This window comes from Phenylobacterium sp. (genome assembly GCF_036402295.1).
GTDB lineage: Bacteria > Pseudomonadota > Alphaproteobacteria > Caulobacterales > Caulobacteraceae > Phenylobacterium.
The window spans coordinates 40,937-58,029 of the sequence record NZ_DASWTE010000041.1 but is presented as its reverse complement, the minus strand read 5'-3'; the positions used below and the strand labels follow the sequence as shown (position 1 = coordinate 58,029).

Here is a 17,093-nt window from a genome sequence, read left to right as displayed (position 1 = left end):
CCATCGCATCGGATCGACGGGTGAACCCTGTTCGCGGACCTCCAGATAGAGCTCCGATGACGATTGTCGACCATCGGGGGTCCATCCGACAGGCTGACTCTCCGCGACGGATTGTCCGACCTGAACCGACGTTCTCTCGAGACCAGCAAGCACGAGATGGTATCCCCCGGCTAGTCTTAATATCACGATGACGTCCCAGCCTTTTACCGGGCCCACATACTGAACAAGCCCGGCTGCAGGACTGATCACGCGGCCGCCGCGGGTCGTCGCCAGGGTCAATCCATTCGATCGTCCGCCGCCGCTCAGCGGCTCTCCGAAGCGCCGGACGATGGGTCCGGAAGCCGGCGGAACCAGTCGCGCGGGCGGCGTCAGGCGAACCTGCTCGCCGTTCATCGTACCGCGAATTCGAAGATCGACCGAGTTGTCGGGCTCCGGCAGCGCTTCCGCCTCCAGGCTGTCGCGCTCGAACAGGGCTTCGCTCTGCACGGCGGCCAGCCGGCGCTGGCGCATCACCTCGGTGGCCCCCTCGGCGTAGGTCTGGGCGCGGCCCTGAAGTTCGGGCGTCAGCGCCTTGACCAGGATCGCGGCGCGCACCGCATCCTTGGCGTCCTGCGGCGAAACGAGCAGGGCGGGGGGTGGGTCACGCTTCAGCTGTTCCAGCACCGACAACAGGCGCGACAGCCGGTGCAGGTTGGCGCCTTGGTCGACCGAAAGCTCGGTCTCCGCGACGTTCAGCCGCTCCAGATCCCCCATGGATTCCCGGGTCGCCGCAAGCGCTGCAGCGCCTAGGGCCAAGCCTCCGAGGGCTCCGAGGGTCAGAATCCGCCGCATCAGTCCCTATGATACGGTGATCCGGCCAGAATGGAGACGGCCCGATAGACCTGTTCGCAGAGCATGGCCCGGGCCAGGGCGTGCGGCCAGGTCTGCGGCCCGAACGCCAGCGTGCCCTGAACCGACGCCACCAGCTCAGGGTCCAACCCGTCGGCCCCGCCGATCAGGAACACCAGCCGCCGCACGCCACGGTCCCGCAGCGCTCCGATCTCCTCGGCGAAGGCGCGGCTGGCCCGGGCCTTGCCGCGCTCGTCGCAGGCGATGACGTGGCTGTCTGCCAGGTGCGCCCGCAGCGCCTCGGCTTCGGCCGCCTTGCCGGGCTTCCGACTCTCGACCTCCACGACCTCCACCGGGCCCAGGCCCAGCGAGCGGCCGGCCGCGGTCGCCCGCTCGAGGTAGAGCTTCGCAAGCTCGGTCTCGGGCGAGCGCGCCAGGCGGCCGATGGCGACGATGCTGATCCTCACCCGGCGGTCTTACGCGACCAGGAGCTGTTCGGCGATCTGCACGGCGTTCAGCGCGGCGCCCTTCAGCAGCTGGTCGCCGGCGAGCAGTAGCGCCACCGAACGGCCCGACGGGTCGCCCAGGTCGCGGCGGATGCGGCCGGCCAGCACGTCGCCCTGGCCCTGCGCCTCGATCGGCATCGGGAAGTGGTTGGCCTCGCGGTTGTCGACAATGCGCACGCCCGGCGCCTCTTCCAGGCATTCGCGGATGGCGGCCGGCGGCACGGGCGCGTCCAGCTCGACGGTGACGGCAAGCGTGTGGGCCCGCAGCACCGGCACACGCACGCAGGTGACGCCGATCGGCAGGGCGCCGCTGGACAGGATCCGCCGCGTCTCGGCGATCACCTTCAGCTCCTCGCCGTTGTAGCCGCTCTGCAGGTCGACCGTGTCGTTGTGGCTGAAGACGTTGAACGCGTAGGGGTGCGGCAGCACCTGGGGCTGGAACGGGCGGCCCTCGAGGTAGGCCTGGGTCGAGGCGACCAGCTCGTCCATGGCCGGCTGCCCCGCTCCCGAGGCGGCCTGGTAGGTGGCGAGCTGCACGCGGCGCAGGCCGAAGCGGCGCTGCAAGGGCGCGATGCCCATGCAGAGGATGATGGCGGTGCAGTTGGGATTGGCGATCACGCCCCGATGGTTGGCCAGCGTCTCCAGGTTCACCTCGGGCACCACCAGCGGGCAGTCGAGGTCCATGCGGAAGGCCGAGGAGTTGTCGATGACCAGGGCGCCGGCCGCGGTGGCGTGGGGCGCGAAGGTCCGCGCGGTGTCGGAGTCGGCGGCGAACAGGGCCAGCTGCACGCCCTGGAAGCTCTCGGGGCGCACCTCTTCGACGGTCAGCGGCTGGCCGCGGTAGGACAGCACCTTGCCGGCCGAGCGGGCCGAGGCCAGCAGGCGCACGCCCGAGGCCGGGAAGTCGCGCTGCTCAAGGCAGCGGATCAGCTCGGCGCCCACGGCGCCGGTCGCGCCCACGATGGCCACCGTGGGATTTCGCAGGGATCGATAGGAAGGCTGGGTCAGCATCGTCGGTATCCTCTTCATGTTGAGGCCCGAAGTGCGTTGGCTTGGCTTGGAAGAGCGCGCCCCGCACATCGGGCGGAGCGCTTTGCAGATGGTGCGGTTCTACCCGCGCGCAGCCGCAAACGCCCCGCCGGAGCGGGTCGTCATTTTGCGGGTAATTTTTTGCGCGGACGCGAGCATCGCGCCGCCTCTAGCGGCAAGAGGCGGCGCTGTAAAGCTCCCTGCGGGCAGGATCAGATCGGCGGCGGCGCTTTGAACCCCCCGAACTCACGCTCCAGCAGGCCCGCGAAGGCGATGGTGGTGCGGTCCTCCAGGTAGGGCCCGATCACTTGAATCCCGATCGGCAGGCCGCCGCGCGTCTGCCCCAGCGGCGTCGCCGTAGCGGGCAGGTTCGGCAGGAGCGGCACGGCCGGCCAGGCGAGTTGGCCGAAGTACGGCGTCGTGCGGCCGTTGATCATGTGCGTGCGCTTCTGCATGTCCGGCTCGTCGTCGTGCGGGAACGCGGCGATCCCGATCGTCGGCGCCAGCACCACGTCGAAGCTCTCGAAGAAGGTCGCCCAGCGCCGGCGGAACGCGACCTGGGCGTCGAGCAGGTTCATCCACTCGTGGGCGTTCATGGTCGTGCCCTGTGGCGCGCCGCGCGACATCGCCGCGCCGAGAATCCCCATGAAGATCCCGTGCTGCGCGGTGAGGTCGGGCATCAGGTCGCTGCCCCGCGATACCGGGCATCCCAGGGCGTCCAGGCGCGTCGCCAGGGCATCCAGCGCGTCCCGGATCTCGTTGTCGGTCTCCACGAGCGGATGCTGGCTGAGGACGAGGACCCGGTGGTCGGCAAGGTCCGCATGCCGCGGCGGCGGCAGGTCCAGGCGATAGCCCTTGGCCTCGTCCGGCTCGGGACCGGCCAGCACATCGAGCGCAAGCCGCAGGTCGGCGGCCGACCGGGCGAGGGGGCCGACGACCGCCAGCGTGGTCGGGCCGGGATCTAACCCGGGCGGCGCGTGGCCCCGCGAGGGGATCAGCTCCCAAGTCGGCTTGTGGCCGAACACACCGCAGAACGCAGCCGGCACCCGGATCGAGCCGCCGATGTCCGAGCCCAGTTCCAGCGGCGACATCCCTGCCGCCAGGGCCGCGGCGCTGCCGCCCGACGAGCCGCCCGGCGACCGGTCGAGGTCCCAGGGATTGCGGGTGCGGCCATAGACGGGGTTGTTGCTCTGCCAGTCCGAGAGGAACGGCGGGATGTTGGTCTTGCCGAGGATGACCGCCCCGGCGTCCTTCAGCCGCGTGACGGCGACGGAGTCCGTGTCGGCAACCCACCCGCTGAACGCCGGGCTGCCCCAGTTGGTCGGCAGGCCGGCCACGTTGTGGCTCTCCTTCACCGTCATCGGCATGCCCAGCAGCGGCCGGCGCTCGCCCCGGGCCAGGGCCGCATCGGCGGCCTTCGCCTGATCGCGGGCGCGGTCGAAGTCGCGCACCACCACGGCGTTGATCGCCTTGTCGCGCGCCTCGATGCGGGCGATGGCGGCGTCGGCGAGCTCCAGCGCGCCCACCTTGCGGGCGGCAAGCGCTGCGACGATCTCGCCGGCCGACAGGTCGAGCAGGTCGCGGTTCAGGGTTTCGGACATTGGCGTTCTCCCGGGGCTCCAAAAGCGTGACCACGCGGGCGGACCTCTGTCCATCGTGGACAGCGAAGCGGGAACCAAACCCTCGCCGCAGACCTAAGATGGTCGCCAAGCCGAGGGCCGCGCTTGATGGCGGTTGCGGGCGCCCATTCTGTTCGAAGGGACCCTTGAGCCATGACGGACCAAAATCCCCACAGCACGGCGAAGATCGCCGACCATCCGCTTCACCCGATGATCGTCCCGTTCCCGATCGCCTTCTTCATCTCCGCGCTTGCGACCGACCTCGTCTATCTGCAGACGGCGGGGCCGGGCTGGGCGCAGGCGTCCATGTGGCTGCTGGGCGCGGGCCTGGCGATGGCGCTGCTGGCGGCGGTGCTGGGCCTGACCGACTTCCTGGGTGAGCGCCGGGTGCGCCGCATCCGCGAGGCCTGGCTGCACATGATCGGCAACGTCCTGGCGGTGGCGCTCGCCGCGGTGAGCTTCTACCTGCGCGCCACCCAGGGCGCGGAGGCCGCCGTCGCGCCGGCGGGCGTGACGCTGTCGGCCGTCGTCGCGGTCCTCCTGTTGTTCAACGGCTGGATGGGCTGGGCGCTGGTCTACCGTCACCACGTCGGCGTCTCGGACCTGGCGCCTGCGCCGATCCCGACCGACCGGCGCTGAGCTCGGATGGCCCGGCGCGAGCCCGAGGTCGTCGTCATCACCGGGGCCTCGGCCGGCGTAGGCCGGGCCACGGCCCGCGAGTTCGCGCGCCGCGGCGCGCGCATCGGCCTCGTCGCCCGCGACCGCGCCAGCCTCGAAGCGACCCGCCGCGAGATCGAGGCCCTGGGCGGCCACGGGCTGGTCCTCCCCGCCGACGTGTCCGACGCGGGGCAGATGGAGGCGGTGGCGGTCGAGGCGGAGGCGGTGCTGGGCCCCATCGACATCTGGGTCAACAACGCCTTCGCCGGCATGTTCGCCACGTTCCTCGACATGACCGACGCCGAGTTCCAGCGCGTCACCGCCGTCACCTACTTCGGCCAGGTGAACGGGACACGTGCGGCGCTACGCCGGATGATCCTGCGCAACCGGGGATGCGTCGTGCTGGTCGGTTCGGCCCTGGCCTATCGCGGCATCCCGCTGCAATCGGCCTATTGCGGGGCCAAGCACGCCCTGCAGGGCTTCCAGGACTCGCTGCGCGCCGAGCTGCTCCATGCCCACAGTCGGGTGCGCGTGACCATGGTGCAGCTCTCGGCGATGAACACGCCCCAGTTCGACTGGGTTCGCGCTCGCGTGCCCGGCCGGCCGCGACCCGTAGCGCCCATCTTCCAGCCGGAAGTGGCGGCCCGCGCCATCTGGTTCGCCGCCCACGCGAACCGTAAGGAGGTCGTGGTCGGCGCCCCGGCGGTCGAGGCGATCGTCGGCGACAAGCTCGCGTCCGGCCTGCTCGACGGCTACCTGGCGCGCCGGGGCGTGACGGCCCAGTACGAGACGCCCGGCGAACCGCCGCTTCGGGACAATCTGTTCCAGCCGGTGCCCGGCCTCCACCGGACCCGCGGCAGGTTCTCTGGCGAGGCGCGCTCGCACGCGCCCGGGCTGTGGGCCAGCCGGCATCGGGCCTGGATCGCGGGCGCGGCGACGCTGGCGGCCGCCACGGCCCTCGTCGTCGGCCTTAGCGCTCGGGTCGGGCGCCTGCCCGTCAGTGAGCGAAGCTCGTGAGGATGTCCCAGGTCCGCTCCGGCAGGCCGGCCGTCAACGACCACGGACTGGGCTGGCGCACGACCACCAGCGGTCCGCCGCGCCGCTCGAGCACCTCATAGTCGCTGCGCCCGCCGGCCTTGCGGAAGAACCGCAGGCTGACGATCGCATCGGCGACCCGCATGTTCGCGACAGTGATCTCCGGCAGCCAGGGCGGGAGGTGGGGATCCACGAACAGCAGGCGGAACGGCGCGAACGGCTGCAGGCCCAGCATCGCCTGGAGCAGGGTGTAGACGGTGGTCGTGGACCACGCCTGCGGCGCGTTGGCGGCGGGATAGACCGCCGGGAACGGGTGGTCGGCATCGCGCGGGTGGCCCGCCACGCACTCGGGCAGCCGCCGGTGCTTGAACAGGGCGGCCAGCTCGAACTGGGCGCGACTGACCTGCTCGACCCGGTCGTGGCAGCCATACCGGTAGGCGCCGACCGCGAAGGGACCGTGCTCGACGGGCCAGACCGTGCCGCGGTGATAGGCGTAGGGGTTGTACGCCGGATGCTCGGACGAGAGCGTGCGCACGCCCCAGCCGCTGAACATGTCCGGGGCGAACAGCCGCTCGAGGCAGCGCGGCACGAGCGACGTGTCGGCGATTCCCGTGGCGACGCAGTGCAGGGCGTTCGATCCGATGGAACGGACCTGGCGGCCGTCGCGCTCGAGGGCCATGGCGAAGAAGCCCTCGTCCTCCATCCAGAAGGCCTCGTTGAACCGCTTCTTGAGCTCGACCGCCTCGTCCCAGAGCCGCCGCGCCTCGTCACGGCGATCCATCCACCAGAGCACCTCGGCGAGATTCAGCTTCGCGGCGTACGCGATGCCTTGCTCCTCGCAGGTCGCGATCGGAACCGCGGCGGCGGTCCCGTCGGCGTGCACGAGCGCGTCGCCGGAGTCCTTCCAGCCCTGGTTCTCGACCCCGAGCGGCGAGCGGGTGCGGTAGTCGTAGAAGCCGTCGCCGTCGCGATCGCTGCAATCGTCGAGCCACTTCAGCGCCCTGACGGCCGGCTCCACGTAGGGCGCCACCTGGGCCTTGTCGCCGGTCCAGTGCCAGAGCTGCGCCACCACGAACGGATAGAAGCCCGACGTGGTGAGGGACCCGTAGTTGCGCCCCTGCGGCGTCAGGCCCAGCGCCGAGACCGGGCCGGTGTGCGCCTCGTGCACCATCCGGCCCGGCTGCTCGTCGCGCCAGTCGTCGACCGTGCGGCCCTGGAGCTCCGCGAGCGCGGGCAGCGTCCCGCGCATGAGGTCCAAGGTGACGGGCGCGGCCTCCCAGGCGACCGTCAGGGTGTCGCGCCCGAAGAGAGCCACGTAGAGGGGCAGACCCGCCGCGACCGTCCAGGCATGGTCGCCGACGTCGAGGTCGAACAACCGCAGGGCCGCGAGATCGCGCTTGCCCCGCTCGAGGGCGCCCACCACCACGTCGGCGAGGGTTCCGCTCTCCTGGGAGCCGAAGGCGGTGGCCTCGCTCAGGAACGCCCGCGTCTTGCGCTCGAAGGCGTTGTCCTGCGCGACGAAGGATCCGCACCGGTAGCGCGGGGCCAGCTCGCCTTCGCCCATGATCGGCGTCATGTCCACGCAGCAGTGCCAGCAACCCTGGGGCGGCAGGACGATGCGGAACCGGACGCCGCGGCGCGTGCGACGGGGCGGGCTGCCGGCGTTCGAGAAGCGCACCTTCAGCCCGCGCCGGATGTGCGCCTCACCGTGGCGGGCGTCGTAGAGGGTCGTCAGCCCCCAGTCCGCGGTACCGGCGCGCCAGGCCGTGGTCTTGCGGCCGCGCTGCCGGCGCGGACCGTCGGTTTCCATCTGGTCGGCGAAATCGGACTCGATCTCCAGGTCGAGTGACAGCGTCACGGGCCGGCGCGAGAAGTTCGTGACGTCCACGTCCTCGTGCAGGCCGCCGCCGACGTAGCGGGACAGCCTGAGCTCCACGGCGTCCTGGGTGATCTCGGAGAGCCGCGTCACGCTCGGCCGCGGCGCGGCGATGAAATAGCCGAGCCACGAGCGCTGGGCGACGTTGGACGCCGACGACAGGTGCGGCGCCCGGCCGTGGATCAGGTATCGGTACCTCGACAGCAGCCGCGTCTCGCTGACGAAGAGGCCGTGATCCGGCTCGCCCGTGACCGCGCCGTCCTCGGCGGTCGCGAGCACCGTGCGGTCGCTGCTGACATAGTTCACGCCCGGCCGGACGCTCAGGCGGACGAGCTCGAGCTCATCCAGGGCAAGACCGGCCGGCGCGTCCGCATCCGGGCCTTCGGGCAGGTGTGGCGCATCGCGCGGCATGGCGCGCGCTTAACCCGCAGCCGGCGCGCGCGTTCCGAGCTCAGATCGCGGCGCGGTTCGCCGGCGGCTCGACCGACCAGATCTTCTCGATGTTGTAGAAGCTGCGGACTTCGGGCCGGAACAGGTGGACGATCACGTCCCCGGCGTCGATCAGCACCCAGTCGGCGTTCGGCATGCCTTCGACCCGGCACTTGCCGTAGCCGGCGTCCTTCAGGGCGCGCAGCAGGTGGTCGGCCATGGCGCCGACGTGCCGCTGCGAGCGGCCGGACGCCACGATCAGCCCGTCGGCCACGGGGCTCTTGCCTTTGAGGTCGATGAAGACGACGTCCTGGGCCTTGTCGTCGTCCAACCGCGAAAGGATCAGGTCCTCGATGGCGGTTATGCGGCCAGGGCCACTCAGGCTCTTGTCACTCAAGGAGGCCTCGGCGTCGGCCGGGGCCTCGTGCGCAGATCGCGCAGATTCACGGTTCAGCGGGGTTGCTCCTTTGATGTCCTCGCTCGGCGGACCCTAGCACAGCGCGGGACGCGGGGGCAGGGCCTCGCAGGAACATCAAGCCGCAGGCGCCGGATGCGTTCCTGGAACGCCCTATCGACGGGCCCGGGCGCGCTGCATCCGCTCCCGCAGCGCGGTCGACGACTGGAAATTGAACCGTCCGAACAGGAAGACCCAGGCCGGGGTCGGGCTGCCGGGCAGGGTGACGGCGCCGTGACTGGGGCGGCGGAAGCGGGCGAAGCGGCGGGCCGCCGGCGAGAAGCGGCTCTTCAGCGAGATCCATGGCCGGGAGACCACCGCCACCGGGACCTCCTGCATGATCTGGGTCCAGCCCTTCCAGCGGTGGAACGAGGCCAGGCTGTCGGCGCCCATGATCCAGACGAACTTCACGCCGGGAAACCGCGCCTTGAGGCTGCGGATCGTGTCGATGGTGTAGGTCGAGCCCAGCTTCGACTCCGCGCCGATGACGATGTTGCCGAGGCCTTGGGTCAGAGCCCTGGCGCCGGCGATCCGTTCCTCGAGGTCCGCCGTCTCGCCGCGGCCCTTGAGCGGGTTCTGCGGCGAGACCAGCCAGACCACGCGGTCCAGGCCCAGCCTGCGCTTGGCCGTCTCGGCCACATGGGCATGGCCGTCGTGGGCCGGGTTGAACGAGCCGCCGTAGAGCCCGACCTTCATGCCCGGCGCCAGGTGCAGGCCCAGCCGCAGAGCTTGGGGGCGACCGGAGACGGGCGCGCGGCGCGCCGGGCCAGCGAACCACATGCCCGCGGTCAGCCGTGGCGCGGCGGGGTGGGCGCGCCCCCGCGGTCGAGGTGAAGATCGGTCTGGCGGACCCTGGCGCGGACGGTGAAGACCCCGTCCCCCGCCAGCACGCCGCCGCGCGCGAACAGACGGCCGTTCTCCCAGTTGGAGAGGCCCAGCTCAGGCCGGTTCAGGGCGTACTGGCCGTCGACCCAGCGGGTGAAGCCGTCGCCGACGAAGGGGGCGTCAATGGTCTCGTAGAAGCGGGCGTGGGCCGCCGGGTCTTCGGAAATCAGGGCGGCGGCGAAGCGGGGGCTCAAGGCGTTGAACAGCGCCACGGCCTCGGCCACGCCGGCCACGATCTTGAGACTTACCTCGGGGGTCTCTTCCCACTCCCACTCGCGGCCGAGGTCAGGGTCGGCGATGGGCTCGGCCAATGCCTCCTCCACCGGGCCCTCGGCGCGGATCACGGGGGTGCGGGCGGTGCGCCAGGCGTCGGGCAGGCGGTCCCAGTCGTCTTCGGCCATGTGCAGCTTGCAGCCCTTCCGGCGTTCCCCGGCCTGGATCAGGGCCTCCAGAAACACCGGAAGCAGCTCGTCGGCGCGCTCGCGGACGATGCAGCAGACGTTCAGCGTGTTGCAGACCTTGCGGTCCAGCGAATGGAACACCGCGGCGTGGAAGCGCTCGGCGTCGGCCGTCGCGTCCGCCACCATCCAGGCGCCGCCCGTGCCGTGAAGGCTGACCGGCGTGCCAGCCTGCCGCGCGATGGCGCCCAGCTGCGAGACGGCGGGACCGGAGCCGCGCGCCACGGCCAGCGCCAGGCGGCTGTCGGCGAACATGGCCCAGCCGGCGGCGTGGGCCGCGGAGTCCACCAGGACAGCCGCACCCTCGGGTAGGCCGGCCTCGGCCAGCGCGGGGTTCAGCGCCTCGGCCACGATGGCGCGCGCCGTGCCCAAGGCGTCCGAGCCGATGCGGAAGACCACGGCGTTGCCGGCGCGGATCACGCCGGTGGCGTCGGCGAAGACGTTGGGGCGACCCTCGAACACGAACCCCACGACGCCCAGCGGCGCCATGACCTGCTCGACCGACCATCCGGAATGCTCGATCTGCTCAAGAACCCGGCCGCGTGGCGGTTCGGCGTCGCGCCAGGCGCGCAGGCCCGCGATCATGTCGCGCCGCATGGTGTCGGTGGCGACGAGGCGGGTGGTGGACCGGCCGCGGGCCTTGGCGCTCTCCACGTCGGCGGTGTTGGCGGCGGCAATGGCAGCCCAGACGGCGTCGTCTTCCAGCTTGGCGGCGAAGGCTTCGAAGAAGGCGGTGATGGCGGCGTCTGTGACCTCGCCCATCCGCGCGAACGCGGCCGCGGCTCGGCCGACGGCGGCTTCGGCGGCGGCGTGCTCGCGGGCGGGGATGTGCAGCAGGTCGCCGGTGTCCTGCACGACCACCAGGCGGTCGCCGGGGCGGAAGGCGGCCGCCAGTTCGGGCGTCACGTAGGCGCAGCGGTCGCCGCCGAAGGGGATGGCCTGGCCGGGCGCGAGGGCTTCCAGCCGTCCCGTGCGGGCGACCGTCGCTCCCTTGCCTGACGTCCCGTCGTCCACGGGGACCCCCATTTGCTCAGTTTGAGCCTTACCTACGCGCTCACGGCCGCGGCCGCCAGCGCAAGGTCGTCCGCGTGGATCATGGGCCCGGACGTGTAGCCCAGCGCCGCTTCGATCGCCTCCGACTTCAGCCCGCAGATCCGCGCCGCGTGCCCGGCCTCGTAGCGGACCAGGCCGCGGGCGATCTCGCCGCCCGCGGGATCGCGCACGACCACGCACTCGCCCTTGTCGAAGCGGCCCTCCACGGCCTTCACGCCGGCCGCCAGCAGGCTCTTGCCCCGGCGCACCGCCGCGGCGGCGCCGGCGTCGACGCTGAGCGCTCCGGCTGGGGCCAGCGAGCCGCCGATCCAGGCCTTGTAGGCGGCGCGCGGGGTCGTGGCGGGCTCGATCACCGTCGCCGCCGCCCCGGCTTCCACGGCCGCCAACGGTCCTGAGCGGGTGCCCAGGGTGATGACGGTGGTGCAGCCGGCCTGGCTCGCGATCCGTGCGGCTTCCAGCTTGGTCGCCATGCCGCCGGTGCCGACGCCGGCCGCGGCGTTCGCGCCCCCGGCCATGGCCTCGATCTCGGGCGTCAGTTGCGCCACCCGCGGGATCAGGGTCGCCGTGGGGTCGCGGCGCGGGTCGGCGGTGTAGAGCCCCTCCACGTCCGACAGCAGCACCAGCACTTCCGCGCTCACCAGCTGGGCCACGCGGGCCGACAGCCGGTCGTTGTCGCCGACCCGGATCTCCTCGGTAACCACGGTGTCGTTCTCGTTGATCACCGGGATCACGCCCAGGGAGAGCAGGGTCTCGACGGTGGCGCGCGCGTTCAGCCAGCGGCGGCGCACCTCGGTGTCGTCGCGGGTAAGCAGCACCTGGGCGCACGCGAAGCCGAGCGGCCCCAGCGCCTCCTCCCAGGCCCGCATCAGCGCCGATTGCCCGGCGGCCGCGGCGGCCTGCTTTTCGGGCAGGCTGAGCGCGCGCTTGCCCAGCCCCAGCCGCCGGCGACCCAACGCCACGGCGCCGGACGACACCACAAGCACCTGCTGCCCCCGCGCCCGCATCCGCGCCACGTCGGCGGCGAAATCGGCCAGCCACGCGCCGTGCGCCGCCCCGTCGGGCCCCACCAGCAGGGCGGAGCCGACCTTGACGACGACGGTTCGGGCGGCGGTGAGCTCGCTCAAGGGGCCCAGTCCTCGGGGCCGGCGACCTCGCGGGCGACCTCGCCCTTGCGTTCCAGGACCAGGCCGTACGCCTCGCGGAGCAGCTCGGTCACCCCCAGCTTGGCGAAGCCCGACACGCGGCGGACCTTCACGCCCGCCGCGGCCTCCAGCTCGGCCGCCTTGGCTGCGATGGTCTCGTCGTCCAGCGCGTCGATCTTGTTCAGCGCCAGGAGCTCGGGCTTGTCCTCCAGCCCCTCGCCGTAGGCCTCCAGCTCATGGCGGACGGTGCGCCAAGCCTGGGCCACGTCGTCCTGCGTGCCGTCCACCAGGTGCACCAGCACTGCGGTGCGCTCCACATGCCCGAGGAACCGCGTCCCGATCCCCGCGCCCTCGCTGGCCCCTTCGATAAGGCCCGGGATGTCGGCCAGGATGAACCGCTCGCCCACCGACAGGTCGACCATGCCGAGGTTGGGCGCGAGTGTCGTGAACGGGTAGTCCGCGATCTTCGGCCGCGCTGCGCTCGCCGCCGCCAGGAAGGTGCTCTTCCCGGCATTGGGAAGTCCGACGAGCCCGACGTCGGCGATCAGCTTCAGGCGGAGCCAGATGGCCAGTTCCTGGCCTTCGAGGCCCGGGTTGGCGTGGCGGGGCGCCTGGTTCACTGGGCCCTTGAAGTGCGTGTTCCCGAACCCGCCGTTGCCCCCCCTGGCCAGCAAAACCCGCTGGCCGGCGTGGGCCATGTCGACGATGAGGTTCTTGTCCTCGTCAAGAACTTCGGTGCCGACGGGGACTTTGAGGACGACGTCGGCGCCGGCGGCGCCGTGGCGGTTTCTCCCCATGCCGTGGACGCCGGTGCCGGCCTTGAAGTGCTGTTGATATCGATAATCGATGAGGGTGTTCAGGCCCTCGACCGCCTCGATCCAGACGTCGCCGCCGCGGCCGCCGTCGCCGCCGTCGGGGCCGCCGTACTCGATGTACTTCTCGCGCCGGAACGACACGGCGCCGCCGCCGCCGTTGCCGGAGCGCACATAGACTTTGACCTGGTCGAGGAACTTCATCGGGCGAACAATCGGACGGTGAGGGCGGCGGCGAGCGACTTCACCGCGGCGCCCGGCAGAAGGGGGAGGATGCCGCTCTCGAAGGCGGCCTTCGGCGCCATGAAGCTGGCGAGGCCGGCCCAGCCCACGGCCAGCACGATCAGGTGACCGGCGATGAAGAGCGCGGTCAGCGACACCCAGCCCTTCGCCTTCGCCGCGCCCTGGCCGCACACCCAGGCCGCCGCGGCCATGCCGGCGAGGAAGCCCGCGGTGTGGCCGATCACGGCCTTCCAGCCGCCGGCGCCGCCGGCCAGCACCGGCAGCCCGAGGGCCGCCGCCGCCAGCCACGTCACCACGATGAAGAGGCCGAGCCGGCCGCCGAACAGGCCCGCCAGCACGAACAGCGCATAGGTCTGCAGCGTGATCGGGACCGGCCCTAAGTCGAACGCCACCCGCGAGGCCGCCGCCATCGCCACGACGCCCGCCGTCACGATCGCCGCCTGGACGGGCAGCGAGTGGGCGGACGACGAGCGGCGGGACGCGGCAGCAGTCATGGCGGGAGCCGATAGCATATCAGGCCAGCCACACCATCATCCGGGTGGGGGCGGGCTCGGCGCGGGCCTCGCTCATCCGCCACTCGACGTCGCCGGTGTAGAGGAAGCCCGCCTTCACCAGCACCTGGCCGGAGGCCCGGTTGTCGGCGAAGTGGCCGCCCCACACCACGTGGCGGCGCCAGTCGAACTTCACCCAGCGCAGCGCCGCGGTCAGGGCCTCGGTCGCATAGCCGCGGTTCCAGAACGGCCGGCCGAGCCAGTAGCCGACCTCCGCACGCCCCCGTTCGCGCAGCGAACGGGATTCTTGCGAGGAATCCGCCATTGGCGAGCCAATGGCGGGGGGCTCCTTCTCGTGGAAGCCCAGCATGCCGACGAGCCCGAACTGGCGATGCTCGATGGCGAACTCGGCATGCGCGCGCGGATCGGCCCGCTCGGTCCCGGCGATGAACGCGAGCGCGTCGGCCGGCCGGTAGGGGTAGGGCATGGTCGCCACGTTCCCCGACACCCCCAGGTCGTTGGCGAGCTCGGCGATGGCGCCCGCGTCGGCGCGGGTCACCCCGCGCAGGATCAGGCGGTCGGTCCCTATGGCGGGTCTGACGTCGACGGCACACATTTCACTTACCTCCCGGCCCTCTAGCGGAGCCCTGAAACGACTGCGGGGAGCCCGGCTGAACCGGACTCCCCGCGAAGGTCGTCTGTCCGGTCCGCCTTACTTGGTGAGGGCGGAACCGGAGAAAGGTGGTTCCGCCTATTCGGCTGCGATCACCTTCTGGTCCGCCGGCACGACCGTCGCGTAGGTACGGTTCTTGGCCTTGGTCACGAACTTCACCGCGCCGGTGATAAGCGCGAAGAGGGTGTGGTCCTTGCCCATGCCGACGTTTTCGCCTGGCCAGAACTTGGTGCCGCGCTGACGCACGATGATCGAGCCGGCGTTGATCGCTTCGCCGCCGAACTTCTTCACGCCGAGACGGCGGCCCGCGGAGTCGCGCCCGTTGCGCGAGGAGCCGCCGGATTTCTTGTGAGCCATGGTGTGCTCCTGTCCTTAACTGAGGCGGCCCGATTACTCGGCCGCGCCGTCCTTCTTGGCAGCGGCCTTCTTGGCCGCCGGCTTCTTGGCTTCACCTTCAGCCTTGGCTTCAGCCTTCGGAGCCGCAGTCTTCTTCGGCGCGGCCTTCTTGGCTTCGGTCTTGGCTTCGGCTTCCACCGGCGCGTTCACCTGGGCGGCCGCGGCGGCTTCCTCGACGACCGCGTCGGTCACCTTGGGGGCCTTGGCCTTGGCAGGCGCCTTGGTCGCCTTGGCGAGCGGGGCTTCGGCTTGCGCCTTCACGGCCTTCTTCGGCACGTTCAGGGTGGCGAAGTCCAGGCCGCGCGAGCGGGCGTTGAGCTCGGCCTTGGTGGTCATGTCCACCGCGCCGTCCCACTTGGTCTCCTTGCCGCCGGCGGTGATGCCGGTGACGCGCAGGACCGACTCGGCCTGGCGGTGACCGCGGGTGCGGCGATAGCCCTGGCGGCGGATCTTCTTGAAGATCTTCACCTTCTCGCCCTTGCGGGTCTCGATCAGGGTCGCGGCCACGGACGCGCCGGCCACGGTCGGCTCGCCGACCGTCACGGCCTCGCCGTCGCCCAGCAGCAGCACGTCACCGAACGCGACGACCGCGCCGGGTTCACCTTCGAGCTTTTCAACAACCAGCAGGTCGCCGGGCTGGACCCGGTACTGTTTGCCGCCGGTCTTAATCACCGCGTACATCGTTCGCGCCTTTGTATTTCTTCTTGATTGAAAGCGTGTTCGCGCCCCCAGGGCGGGCCCGGGGACGAGGAGGCGCGGTTATACAGACGCGGCGCGGTGAGTCAACGGCGGGGGTGGAGCGTGCCATCCACCAGTCACCGTCTCTTCGGCCTGAGCCGGATGTAGACCCCGCCGCCCTCGCGACGCTGCACGTCAAAGGCGGACGTCAACTCCACGAGGTCGACCAGCTTTGCCTTGCCATATGTGCGGGGGTCGAAGTCGGGCGCCAGATTCGCGAGCCTGTTCCCGACACCTCCCAGTGCGACCCAGCCATCGTCGCCCTCCATCTGGGAGATCGCGGTCCTCAGCAGCTGGGTGGCCTGGCTCACCGGCTTGCGATCTGAGGCTGGGCGCGCGTCTGGCTTTTCCGGTTCGTCGGCGGCTGGCGCTTCGGGCAGCAGGTTCTCCGTGTAGATGAACCGCCGGCAAGCCATCCGGAAGCTCTCCGGCGTCTTCTGCTCGCCGAAGCCATAGACATCCACGCCCTGCTCGCGGATCCGCGCGGCCAGCCGCGTGAAGTCGCTGTCTGACGAGACCAAGCAGAAGCCGTCGAACCGGCCGCTGAGGAGCAGGTCCATGGCGTCGATGACCAGCGCGATGTCTGAAGCGTTCTTGCCCCTGGTGTAGGCGAACGTCTGCTGCGGCGTGATCGCATGGGCCGCGAGGATGCTGGTCCAGCCTTGCAGGTGGGGGCTCGCGAAGTCGCCGTAGATGCGGCGGACGCTGGCCTCACCAATCTTGGCGATCTCCTCGAAGAGCCCCGAGGCGATCCGCGCGGAGGCGTTGTCCGCATCGATCAACACGACAAGGCGGGGGGCGCGAGGTTCGGCGGCCATCGGCGTTGCTTAGCGCAAGCAGAAGTTGGGTGACAGGTTGATATATTTCCCGGCTAGCTATCAGCCATAACGTTCGCGCACGGCCCCAGCGCCCCCTCCACCGCTTCGCGGTCGCCTCCCCCGCGAGCGCGTGAGGAACTGGGGCGAACCGCCCCTCCGAGCCATTCAATCCATGGACGGAGTTTGCCTGCGGGCTGGACCGTCTCCGCCGACACGAGCGCGCAGCGCTCGCCGCGGCGCGGGCGGCCGGAGGCCGCTCCTTGACACGGTCCAGCCCGCAGGCTCGCAATCAACCATGGATTTAAGGGCGGGAAGCATCCCCTGAGGGATGCGGGCGGCATGGACCTGTACCTCTACATCTTCGCCATCGTGGCGGTGGCGTTCCTGGCCGGGCTCTACGGTGAGCGTTGGCGGGCCCGTCGCGCGAGGCGGGCGTGGCAGACGCGCCGCGGGGGCGGCGAGGCGGGGTCGAAGGTGACGCCCTTCAAGCGGCCGACGGAGACGCAGGCGCCGGATGCGGCCGATCAGCTTCGGATCGTCATGGGGGCGAGCTTCGCGACGCGGCCGCTGCTCTCGAAGGAGGAGGCGCGGCTGCTCTACATCGCGGAACGTGAGATCGGGGAGTTGAAGCGCGGCTGGCGGGTCATGGCGCAGGTGAGTCTCGGCGAGGTGCTTTCGTCGCCGGACCCGAAGGCCTATGGCGCCATCAACAGCAAACGGGCCGACCTGCTCATCGTGTCGCGGCGCGGCGATCCCCTGGCCGCCATCGAGCACCAGGGCGGCGGCCACTACCAGGGGACCGCGCCCGCCCGCGACGCGGTGAAGAAGGAAGCGCTGCGCAAGGCCGGCGTCCGCTACATCGAGATGACGACCGATCACGGCGAGGCCGACCTGGTGCGGGAGATCGCGCGGCTGGCGGAGCTGGTCGATCGGACATCGTAGGCCTCGGCG

17 protein-coding genes and 1 pseudogene are annotated in these 17,093 nt (G+C 71.2%); 3 read left to right on the top strand and 15 right to left on the bottom strand.

The window, feature by feature from the left end; all coding sequences use genetic code 11:
- From VGD44_RS02765 to VGD44_RS02750, 4 genes are all read right to left on the bottom strand, one after another.
- Positions 1-753 (bottom strand): murein hydrolase activator EnvC family protein (locus tag VGD44_RS02765; protein WP_331083638.1); only part of this gene is annotated, 753 nt, incomplete at its 3' end.
- Positions 754-830: 77 nt separating this feature from the next.
- A complete protein-coding gene (rlmH, locus tag VGD44_RS02760; RefSeq protein WP_331083635.1) occupies positions 831-1,295 on the bottom strand; it encodes a 23S rRNA (pseudouridine(1915)-N(3))-methyltransferase RlmH in 465 nt (154 codons plus the stop codon).
- 9 nt (positions 1,296-1,304) lie between these two features.
- On the bottom strand, positions 1,305-2,345 hold the full coding sequence (locus VGD44_RS02755; protein ID WP_331083633.1) for an aspartate-semialdehyde dehydrogenase: 1,041 nt from the start codon (positions 2,343-2,345) through the stop codon (positions 1,305-1,307).
- 230 nt (positions 2,346-2,575) lie between these two features.
- The gene (locus tag VGD44_RS02750) at positions 2,576-3,964 is read right to left on the bottom strand and encodes an amidase family protein (RefSeq protein ID WP_331083630.1); all 1,389 of its coding nucleotides are present in this window, start codon (positions 3,962-3,964) and stop codon (positions 2,576-2,578) included.
- A gap of 171 nt (positions 3,965-4,135) precedes the next feature.
- On the opposite strand from VGD44_RS02750, the gene VGD44_RS02745 reads away from it, so the two are divergent.
- Positions 4,136-4,621, top strand: a complete 486-nt coding sequence (locus VGD44_RS02745) for a DUF2231 domain-containing protein (RefSeq protein ID WP_331083628.1) — start codon at positions 4,136-4,138, stop codon at positions 4,619-4,621.
- Positions 4,622-4,627: 6 nt separating this feature from the next.
- Entirely contained in the window at positions 4,628-5,656 is a 1,029-nt protein-coding gene (locus VGD44_RS02740; RefSeq protein WP_331083626.1) for an SDR family oxidoreductase, read from the top strand.
- On the opposite strand, the gene VGD44_RS02735 is transcribed toward VGD44_RS02740, so the two are convergent.
- The 11 genes and pseudogenes from VGD44_RS02735 to VGD44_RS02685 all read right to left on the bottom strand — a co-directional run bounded on the left by VGD44_RS02735 (position 5,637) and on the right by VGD44_RS02685 (position 16,142).
- The gene (locus VGD44_RS02735; RefSeq protein WP_331083624.1) at positions 5,637-7,961 is read right to left on the bottom strand and encodes a glycogen debranching N-terminal domain-containing protein; all 2,325 of its coding nucleotides are present in this window, start codon (positions 7,959-7,961) and stop codon (positions 5,637-5,639) included. The genes VGD44_RS02740 and VGD44_RS02735 overlap by 20 nt on opposite strands.
- Positions 7,962-8,001: 40 nt before the next feature.
- On the bottom strand, positions 8,002-8,376 hold the full coding sequence (gene rsfS, locus VGD44_RS02730) for a ribosome silencing factor (protein WP_331083622.1): 375 nt from the start codon (positions 8,374-8,376) through the stop codon (positions 8,002-8,004).
- Between the two features lie 171 nt (positions 8,377-8,547).
- Positions 8,548-9,213, bottom strand: coding sequence for a nicotinate-nucleotide adenylyltransferase (locus tag VGD44_RS02725; protein WP_331083620.1), 666 nt, complete (start codon positions 9,211-9,213; stop codon positions 8,548-8,550).
- 8 nt (positions 9,214-9,221) lie between these two features.
- On the bottom strand, positions 9,222-10,790 hold the full coding sequence (locus VGD44_RS02720) for an aldehyde dehydrogenase family protein (protein WP_331083618.1): 1,569 nt from the start codon (positions 10,788-10,790) through the stop codon (positions 9,222-9,224).
- A 32-nt stretch (positions 10,791-10,822) separates the two neighbouring features.
- Positions 10,823-11,953 carry a glutamate 5-kinase gene (gene proB / locus VGD44_RS02715; protein ID WP_331083616.1) on the bottom strand — a complete coding sequence of 377 codons (1,131 nt, stop codon included), beginning with the start codon at positions 11,951-11,953 and terminating at the stop codon, positions 10,823-10,825.
- Positions 11,950-12,987, bottom strand: coding sequence for a GTPase ObgE (gene obgE / locus VGD44_RS02710; RefSeq protein ID WP_331083614.1), 1,038 nt, complete (start codon positions 12,985-12,987; stop codon positions 11,950-11,952). The genes proB and obgE overlap by 4 nt, the downstream gene beginning before the upstream one ends.
- The gene (locus VGD44_RS02705) at positions 12,984-13,520 is read right to left on the bottom strand and encodes a biotin transporter BioY (RefSeq protein ID WP_331083612.1); all 537 of its coding nucleotides are present in this window, start codon (positions 13,518-13,520) and stop codon (positions 12,984-12,986) included. Before VGD44_RS02705 ends, obgE begins: the two co-directional genes overlap by 4 nt.
- A gap of 19 nt (positions 13,521-13,539) precedes the next feature.
- On the bottom strand, positions 13,540-14,133 hold the full coding sequence (locus VGD44_RS02700) for a GNAT family N-acetyltransferase (RefSeq protein ID WP_331083610.1): 594 nt from the start codon (positions 14,131-14,133) through the stop codon (positions 13,540-13,542).
- A gap of 135 nt (positions 14,134-14,268) precedes the next feature.
- Complete coding sequence (gene rpmA / locus VGD44_RS02695) at positions 14,269-14,547, bottom strand: 50S ribosomal protein L27 (RefSeq protein ID WP_331083607.1); 279 nt, start codon at positions 14,545-14,547, stop codon at positions 14,269-14,271.
- A 198-nt stretch (positions 14,548-14,745) separates the two neighbouring features.
- Positions 14,746-15,267: pseudogene (gene rplU / locus VGD44_RS02690) on the bottom strand (50S ribosomal protein L21); the annotation flags it as partial.
- Between the two features lie 134 nt (positions 15,268-15,401).
- Positions 15,402-16,142, bottom strand: coding sequence for an NYN domain-containing protein (locus tag VGD44_RS02685; protein ID WP_331083605.1), 741 nt, complete (start codon positions 16,140-16,142; stop codon positions 15,402-15,404).
- A gap of 339 nt (positions 16,143-16,481) precedes the next feature.
- On the opposite strand from VGD44_RS02685, the gene VGD44_RS02680 reads away from it, so the two are divergent.
- Complete coding sequence (locus tag VGD44_RS02680) at positions 16,482-17,084, top strand: DUF2726 domain-containing protein (protein WP_331083603.1); 603 nt, start codon at positions 16,482-16,484, stop codon at positions 17,082-17,084.
- Positions 17,085-17,093 lie beyond the last annotated feature (9 nt).

Excerpts from the sequence above, each read along its gene's own strand:
- VGD44_RS02700 (WP_331083610.1), bottom strand. The coding sequence starts at position 14,133 with ATGTGTGCCGTCGACGTCAGACCCGCCATAGGGACCGACCGCCTGATC.
- VGD44_RS02745 (WP_331083628.1), top strand. The coding sequence starts at position 4,136 with ATGACGGACCAAAATCCCCACAGCACGGCGAAGATCGCCGACCATCCG.
- VGD44_RS02725 (WP_331083620.1), bottom strand. The coding sequence starts at position 9,213 with ATGTGGTTCGCTGGCCCGGCGCGCCGCGCGCCCGTCTCCGGTCGCCCC.
- VGD44_RS02735 (WP_331083624.1), bottom strand. The coding sequence starts at position 7,961 with ATGCCGCGCGATGCGCCACACCTGCCCGAAGGCCCGGATGCGGACGCG.
- obgE (WP_331083614.1), bottom strand. The coding sequence starts at position 12,987 with ATGAAGTTCCTCGACCAGGTCAAAGTCTATGTGCGCTCCGGCAACGGC.
- VGD44_RS02750 (WP_331083630.1), bottom strand. The coding sequence starts at position 3,964 with ATGTCCGAAACCCTGAACCGCGACCTGCTCGACCTGTCGGCCGGCGAG.
- VGD44_RS02680 (WP_331083603.1), top strand. The coding sequence starts at position 16,482 with ATGGACCTGTACCTCTACATCTTCGCCATCGTGGCGGTGGCGTTCCTG.
- VGD44_RS02705 (WP_331083612.1), bottom strand. The coding sequence starts at position 13,520 with ATGACTGCTGCCGCGTCCCGCCGCTCGTCGTCCGCCCACTCGCTGCCC.
- rpmA (WP_331083607.1), bottom strand. The coding sequence starts at position 14,547 with ATGGCTCACAAGAAATCCGGCGGCTCCTCGCGCAACGGGCGCGACTCC.
- VGD44_RS02685 (WP_331083605.1), bottom strand. The coding sequence starts at position 16,142 with ATGGCCGCCGAACCTCGCGCCCCCCGCCTTGTCGTGTTGATCGATGCG.
- VGD44_RS02755 (WP_331083633.1), bottom strand. The coding sequence starts at position 2,345 with ATGCTGACCCAGCCTTCCTATCGATCCCTGCGAAATCCCACGGTGGCC.
- VGD44_RS02740 (WP_331083626.1), top strand. The coding sequence starts at position 4,628 with ATGGCCCGGCGCGAGCCCGAGGTCGTCGTCATCACCGGGGCCTCGGCC.